This is a genomic window from Streptomyces hokutonensis, assembly GCF_000376565.1.
Classification (GTDB): domain Bacteria; phylum Actinomycetota; class Actinomycetes; order Streptomycetales; family Streptomycetaceae; genus Streptomyces; species Streptomyces hokutonensis.
This window is the reverse complement of the sequence record NZ_BARG01000120.1, coordinates 23,816-30,068: the sequence shown is the minus strand read 5'-3', so window position 1 is coordinate 30,068 and position 6,253 is coordinate 23,816. Positions and strand designations below refer to the sequence as shown.

Sequence of the window (6,253 nt, the reverse complement as noted above, 5' to 3'; positions counted from 1 at the left end):
GATCCGATGGTTCGCTTACCGGATGGGCGTCACCGAAGTCGGGGTTGCCGGCGGTGTAGCGGGGGCCGCTGGCGGCTGGCCGAACCCAGGGGCAAGTGACAGTGCAAGAAACGTCGCTGCCGCCGTGCCGGAAGCGATCGATGTCCCCAGGTCGCCACGGCCGAGGGCACCCTGAGTGTCGGTAGCGGCTTGGCAGGGACGCGGTGTGCTGCCGGTCTGGGACCGGCAGCACACCGCAGGTCACTTCGACTTGGACGCGCGCCGACGCCACACCCGCACAACCGCCCCGAAGACCCCGATCACGGCAGCCGCGACAAGGTCCGCAGGAGGCTCGGCCACAAGCCCATGAGCTGCGACAACCATCAGGTCATACACGGGATCAACCTCCTTCTCCGGCACCCGGCGGGTGCCCTGGAAGGACTTTTCACCTAGTCGTGGGACCCCGAGCCAGTACTGGCCGGGCACCTCCAGCCCCCGGACACCGGTCGCGCAGGGTCGGCCGCCAGCCCGGTAGCCCTGTATAGTTCTGGACAGTTCTGGACACTAAATAGGGAGTGAAGCGATGGGGCGGCCGGGCATTCTGAAGAAGCCTCAGATCGACGTGGGACCGCTGAGGGATCTCATCTACGGCCTTCACGACCTGCACATGTCGGTGGGACGCCCTAGCCTTTCCAAGATCTCCAAGAGCTCGGGGACGACGACGGAATCCGGCTACCTGAGCACCAGCACGATGAGCTACGTGCTGTCGGAGCCCCGGCTGCCGGACTCCGAGACGATGCAGCGGTTGATCGCCCTGCTCGTAGAGCTCGCACCTACCGGTCGCAAGATGGACTTGGACGAGACCACCAGGCGTTTCCTCGACCTGTGGGAGAAGGCCGCGAGGGCGGAGGCCGCCCCGCCGCCCAGCCCGCGGGTTCAAGCGCTCAGGAAGACGGGCAACGCCTACCTGCACCTCGCCGACGAGTACCAGAAGGCCGAGCGCATGGAGAAGACCGTGTTCTCGAAGAACACCGTCGCCAACCAGTGGGACTACATCGCCAGGCTGATCGGCGAACTCCTGGGCGAGGACCACCCCGATGCGGTCGAGGCCCGCGAGCGCGCCCGTATCGGCCCCTGAGACTCGCGGCAGACCGCCCTCACCAGCGGGAACATCGGCGTTTGGGGCTGGTGACGATCCAGCTGGCTTGATCCGTGCCCGGCGGGGCTGGCGGCTCGTTGGTCGGGGCAGCAGCGGCCGTCTTGGCGTTCCCGGTCGCGGGTGGGGTGTGGAATGTCGATGCGGCCGAGGCCGTGGCCGAAGGTGCCCGAGCTGACCGCGCAGGTGGCGCGGGCGGTGGCGGCACGGGGTCCGTACCCGTTGGCGATGCGGGTCCGTGACGAGCTGGGTGAGTTGTTCGCGGATGCCGACTTCGCCGAGGCGTTCGGAGCCAGAGGGCTGCCGGGCTGGTCACCGGGCCAGCTGGCGCTGGTGACGGTGTTGCAGTTCGCCGAGAACCTCACCGACCGGGCGGCGGCGCATCGGGTGCGGTACGGCATGGACCTGAAGTACGCGCTCGGCCTGGAGCTGGATGATCCCGGGTTCGACGCCTCGGTGCTGTCCGAGTTCCGCACGCGACTGGTCGAGCATGGGATGGAGGAGAAGGTGCTCGACCTGCTGCTGACCGCGCTCAAGGACCGGGGCCTGGTGAAGGCGGGAGGCAGGCAGCGCACCGACTCCACCCGGGTGCTGGCGGCGGTACGCGACCTGAACAGGCTGGAGCTGGCCGGGGAGACGTTGCGGCCGCGTTGGAGGCGCTGGCCTGCGCAGCCCCGGACTGGCTGGCCCAGGCGGTGCCCGTTCGGGAATGGGCCGAACGCTACGGACCGCGGACTCACTCCTGGCATCCGCCGGTTTCCACGAGCAAGCGGGAGGAGATGGCCCTGGTCTACGGCCGGGACGGGTTCGCGCTGCTGGAGGCGGTGTATGTCCCTGATGCCCCGGGCTGGCTGCGCGAACTTCCGGCGGTGCAGGTCATGCGCACGATGTGGGTGCAGAACTACCACCGCACCGTGTCCGAGGCCGGGGCGGAGGTGAAGCGGCGGGAGAGCGAGGACCTCCCGCCCGGCAGACTGCGGCTGGCCTCTCCGTACGACACCGACGCGCGCTACGGCCTCAAACAGGGCTCCTGGTGGACCGGCTACAAGATCCACATCAGTGAGTCCTGCGACGATACCGATGACCAGGGTCCGGCTGCCGGCGGCCAGGCGCTGATTCCCGGAGCCGACGGACCGCAGCCGCGCTTGATCACCGGCATCGTGACCACCGACGCCACGGTGACGGATGCGGAAATGACCGAACCGGTCCATCACATGCTCGCCGCCCGCGATCTACTGCGCGCCGAGCACTTTCTCGATTCCGGTTATGCATCCGCCGAGTTGATCGTGGGCATGAAGAAGAACTTCGGGGTCACCTTGGTCACCCCGGTCTTGATGAACAGCTCACCCCAGGCGCGTGCCGGCGCCGGTTTCGACCGCACCGCGTTCACCATCGACTGGGACAAGCGGCAGGCCACCTGCCCACGCGGGGACACCAGCACCTGGTGGAGCCCTGCCACCCTGCGCGGCACCAAGGCCATCATCATCAAGTTCGACAAGGAGACATGCCGTCCCTGCCCGGTGCGCAACCAGTGCACCCGCTCGAAGACCGGCGGCCGGACTCTCTCCCTGCAACCCCGCGAGCTGCAAGAAGTCCTCGATCATGCCCGCCTCCAGCAGGGCGACGAGCTGTGGCGAGCCAAGTACGCAACCCGCGCGGGCATCGAGGGAACTATCCACCAGGCCGTCGCGGTCACCGGGATGAGACGTGCCCGATACCTCGGTCTCCAGAAGACTCACCTGGAGCACGTCTTCTCCGCCGTCGCGCTCAACCTCATTCGCCTCGATGCCTGGTGGAACGGCCACGCGCTCGACCGTACCCGTGTCAGTCACCTTGCCCGCCTCGACCTCTCCCTCGCCGCGTGACCGAATAGCCGAGCAGGATCGAAACCGGGTGATCTACTGCGCCCAGTCCCAGGCGGTGGCGCGAGGCTGGGCGCCGATTTCGGACATGAACGAGTCGGTACCGTCCGGCGGAACTGGGTTCTGCTTCGAGGCCAGCTCGGGCGCGCACACCTGCCAGTACAGGGTCCGGGTCCCGTATGGGGCGATGCCCGCGTCCTGAGTGAGCATCTTGACTGGGCCGTCCACGTCGTCGGGGTACTCGCCGTCGGCGTGCTTGGGCGTGTACAAGGTCTGGAACTTCTGGGTGACGGAGATGACTGCAGTGTCGGAGCGGTTCTCGTAGACGGTCATGACGTTCACGCACTTGCTCGTCGCGTCGCCGTCGTGCCATTCGGTCAGGGCGACTGATCCCTGGGGGGTGCGGGCCGGGGCTGGCGCGGAAGCCGAGGAGACGGCCGGTGTGGGGGTGGCCGAAGTGCGTCTGACTACAGGCGTGGATGTCGGTGTGGGGGTGGGGGTGGGCGCGATGGTCTGGGTGACCGTGACCGTGGGGGCTGCCGCAGCAGGCTGCGGGGCTCGGCCGCTACAGCCGGCGGCGAGGAGGGCTGCCGCGCAGGCGGCTATGCCAGGAAGGAACCGGCGGGTCATGTCTGCCTTTCACGTTCAGCAAGGTGACTGCGGCAGGCGCTGCTCGGCCGGTTTCTGTGGGGGACGAAAGCGGGGGTCGCCGCCTGACATTCGGTACGACGCGGATCATAGCGACGGGTACGGCTGCTCGACGCCGCAGACGGTAGTCTCCGGGGCCTCCGTCTTGAGCTGGGATTTGGTCCCGGCTTCTCCGAGCCCGGCTGTGTCGTCGGCTCCGGAGTCTCCCGCGGCACAGGAGAAGATCAGTGCGTGATTGATTTCCTCAAGGAACACCAGGCGTTCATAGTCTGGCTCCTCCCCATCGTTTTCACCTTCGCCGGAGTCTGGCTCGGCGCCAAGGTGCAAGCCGGTGGGGGCATCGCGCAGGCCAAGGCCGCGAAGGAAGCAGCGGAAACGGCTGAGGCAGCCACCCTCCAGGCAGTTCGGGAACAGGCCGACCGAGTCGCAGTCGCGGCCCACGCCGCTGCACTGCGCGAGCAGCGGATCAGCGCAGCGACGAACCTGATCCGCACCGACAGGGCGTTCGGTCGAGTTCTGCACACGCTGTTCCGGGAGCCCGACACGGGAGCCTCCACGCCCGCCTACGACGAACTCAGCGATGCCTGGGGGTGCTCCAGCTTGTCGCTCCCGTCTCCCTCGCCACTGCGTCCACCCGCGTTCTGAATGCGGCGCAGAACCTCCAACGCCTCGCTCACCAACGAGGCGAGGCGTACTGGCTCTACATGCGTTTGACCGGTGTCAGCGTCTGGAGGCCCGAGTATGAGGATGCCCGCCGGGCCGTGGAGGCCCTGGATGGCTTCCGCGCCGCGTATGCAGCCGATGCCGCGAACACGATGGAGATGCACGATGCGGCGTCTGCGGCACTCGACCAGCTCCCAGTCCTGGACGCAGAGCAAGCGTCGGCCCTGCTCAGCGACTGCATGGAGCCTGAGATAGGCCCCCGGCTCGACCAGAACTGGAGGGAGCATGAGGAGGCCATGAAGGAATTCATCAGCTGCGCGCGCGCCGTCCTGAGTGTCAACGACTAATTGGCAGTACGTGCTGGACGGCCGCTTTAGCGCTGGATGTCGGCCACGAGGATGTTGATGCGGTTCTCGTTCAGCGCTGCGGCCATCTCCTCTGCTCCGACCAACGAGCCGCCAGCCCCGCCGGGCACAGAATAAGCCAGCAGGATCGTCACGAGCCGCAAACGGTGTGGATCTTTGATGGGTGGGCCGGTGTGACTCCCGGCATGATCTGCGGGCATGAGTCGGCAGACGGTTGGTATGGACGAGTTGGTCGAGCACTGGACTGTGCTCGATGACGAGGCGGATCTCGTGGCGGGCAAGCGGGGCGCGACGAGGCTGGGGTTCGCACTGTTCTTGAAGTACTACACGCGGCATGGCCGGTTCCCCCGGGGCCGGGCGGAGTTCCCGGGCGAGGTGGTCGCGTTCGTGGCCCGGCAGATGAAGGTGCCGGGCGCGGACTTCGGTCTGTATGAGTGGTCCGGGCGGACGATCGAGTACCACCGGTCCCAGATACGCGAGCACCTGGGGTTCCGGGTGTGTTCGGTGCAGGACGCGGAGAAGCTGACGGCCTGGCTGGCCGTCAGCGTCGCGCACGCGGAGCGGAATGCGGACCGGGTGCGGGAGGAGCTGCTGAAGCACTGCCGCGGGGAGTGCATCGAGCCGCTGGCCACCGACCGGATCACGCGCATGGTCCGTTCCGCCCTGCACGCCGCGGAGGAGACATGGTTTTCCACCCTCGCGGCCCGGCTGACGGAGGAGGCGCGGGCCCGGGTCCTGGCGCTGGTCGCCGACGAGGAGGAAGACGAAGGCCAGGACGACGGCGACGGTGAGTCGGTGCTGGCGCTGGTGAAGGCGATACCGGGCAATGTGAGCCTGGAGTCGATGCTGCGGGAGATCCGCAAGCTGACCGCGATCCGGGCGGTTGGGCTGCCGCCGGGGCTGTTCGCGGATGTGGCACCGAAGGTGCTGGCGTCCTGGCGGCAGCGGGCCGCGGTGGAGTCGCCGTCCCATCTGCGGCGCAGGGCGCCGGAGGCGGCGGTGACGCTGCTGTCCGCGCTGCTGGTGGAGCGGGAGCGGGAGGTGACCGACGAGCTGGTGGACCTGCTGATCGCCACGGTGCACCGGATCGGCGCCCGCGCCGAGCAGAAGGTGACCAAGGAGCTGATCAACGCCTTCAGACGGGTGGCGGGCAAGGAGAACATCCTGTTCTCGATCGCCGAGGCGTCGCTGGCCGCCCCGGACGGTGAGGTCCGCGAGGTGGTGTTCGGCTCGGTGCGCGGGGGCGAGCAGACGCTGAAGGAGCTGGTCCACGAGTACCGGACAAAGGGGCCGGTGTACCGGCGGACGGTGCAGACCACGCTGAAGGCTCGTACACCAACCACTACCGCCGGGGCCTGATCGAGCTGCTGGGCGTGCTGGAGTTCCGCTCCAACAGCGTGGCGCACCGGCCGGTGCTGGATGCGCTCGCGCTGGTCGAGCGGTACGCGAAGGCAGGGAACACCATCTACTACCCGCTCGGGGAGCTTCTCCTGCGGCAGTCCGCTGCCCGCGCGAGCCCCTCGCCCTGCCCGCGTGTGTGCACACCCGCCCTTCACAGGTGATGCTGTGACAAGGCTGAC

The 6,253-nt window shown here is 68.0% G+C and carries 7 protein-coding genes and 1 pseudogene; 6 read left to right on the top strand and 2 right to left on the bottom strand.

What is annotated here, in order from left to right:
* Nucleotides 1-562 precede the first annotated feature (562 nt).
* The 3 genes and pseudogenes from SSP08S_RS52255 (at nucleotide 563) to SSP08S_RS64080 (ending at nucleotide 3,000) form a co-directional block, all read left to right on the top strand.
* Complete coding sequence (locus tag SSP08S_RS52255) at nucleotides 563-1,117, top strand: hypothetical protein (protein ID WP_019075628.1); 555 nt, start codon at nucleotides 563-565, stop codon at nucleotides 1,115-1,117.
* A gap of 153 nt (nucleotides 1,118-1,270) precedes the next feature.
* A pseudogene (locus tag SSP08S_RS64085) lies at nucleotides 1,271-1,555 on the top strand (transposase); the annotation flags it as partial.
* A gap of 359 nt (nucleotides 1,556-1,914) precedes the next feature.
* The gene (locus tag SSP08S_RS64080; RefSeq protein ID WP_026179571.1) at nucleotides 1,915-3,000 is read left to right on the top strand and encodes a transposase; all 1,086 of its coding nucleotides are present in this window, start codon (nucleotides 1,915-1,917) and stop codon (nucleotides 2,998-3,000) included.
* Between the two features lie 33 nt (nucleotides 3,001-3,033).
* Here SSP08S_RS64080 and SSP08S_RS60925 read toward each other — a convergent pair whose 3' ends face one another.
* On the bottom strand, nucleotides 3,034-3,627 hold the full coding sequence (locus SSP08S_RS60925) for a hypothetical protein (protein WP_086022085.1): 594 nt from the start codon (nucleotides 3,625-3,627) through the stop codon (nucleotides 3,034-3,036).
* Nucleotides 3,628-3,876: 249 nt separating this feature from the next.
* On the opposite strand from SSP08S_RS60925, the gene SSP08S_RS52235 reads away from it, so the two are divergent.
* Together SSP08S_RS52235 and SSP08S_RS52230 are read left to right on the top strand one after the other, a co-directional pair.
* A complete protein-coding gene (locus SSP08S_RS52235) occupies nucleotides 3,877-4,290 on the top strand; it encodes a hypothetical protein (protein WP_019075624.1) in 414 nt (137 codons plus the stop codon).
* Between the two features lie 59 nt (nucleotides 4,291-4,349).
* Nucleotides 4,350-4,655 carry a hypothetical protein gene (locus SSP08S_RS52230; RefSeq protein ID WP_019075623.1) on the top strand — a complete coding sequence of 102 codons (306 nt, stop codon included), beginning with the start codon at nucleotides 4,350-4,352 and terminating at the stop codon, nucleotides 4,653-4,655.
* A gap of 26 nt (nucleotides 4,656-4,681) precedes the next feature.
* Here the strand turns inward: SSP08S_RS52230 and SSP08S_RS64380 are convergent, their stop codons facing one another.
* The gene (locus SSP08S_RS64380; protein ID WP_281176182.1) at nucleotides 4,682-4,807 is read right to left on the bottom strand and encodes a hypothetical protein; all 126 of its coding nucleotides are present in this window, start codon (nucleotides 4,805-4,807) and stop codon (nucleotides 4,682-4,684) included.
* 64 nt (nucleotides 4,808-4,871) lie between these two features.
* Between SSP08S_RS64380 and SSP08S_RS61540 the strand changes: the two genes are divergently transcribed.
* A complete protein-coding gene (locus tag SSP08S_RS61540) occupies nucleotides 4,872-6,032 on the top strand; it encodes a DUF4158 domain-containing protein (protein WP_106437211.1) in 1,161 nt (386 codons plus the stop codon).
* Nucleotides 6,033-6,253 lie beyond the last annotated feature (221 nt).

What these genes read in the sequence shown, in the direction of transcription:
- SSP08S_RS52255 (WP_019075628.1), top strand. Translation starts at nt 563, where the DNA reads ATGGGGCGGCCGGGCATTCTGAAGAAGCCTCAGATCGACGTGGGACCG.
- SSP08S_RS64080 (WP_026179571.1), top strand. Translation starts at nt 1,915, where the DNA reads ATGGCCCTGGTCTACGGCCGGGACGGGTTCGCGCTGCTGGAGGCGGTG.
- SSP08S_RS60925 (WP_086022085.1), bottom strand. Translation starts at nt 3,627, where the DNA reads ATGACCCGCCGGTTCCTTCCTGGCATAGCCGCCTGCGCGGCAGCCCTC.
- SSP08S_RS52230 (WP_019075623.1), top strand. Translation starts at nt 4,350, where the DNA reads ATGCGTTTGACCGGTGTCAGCGTCTGGAGGCCCGAGTATGAGGATGCC.
- SSP08S_RS61540 (WP_106437211.1), top strand. Translation starts at nt 4,872, where the DNA reads ATGAGTCGGCAGACGGTTGGTATGGACGAGTTGGTCGAGCACTGGACT.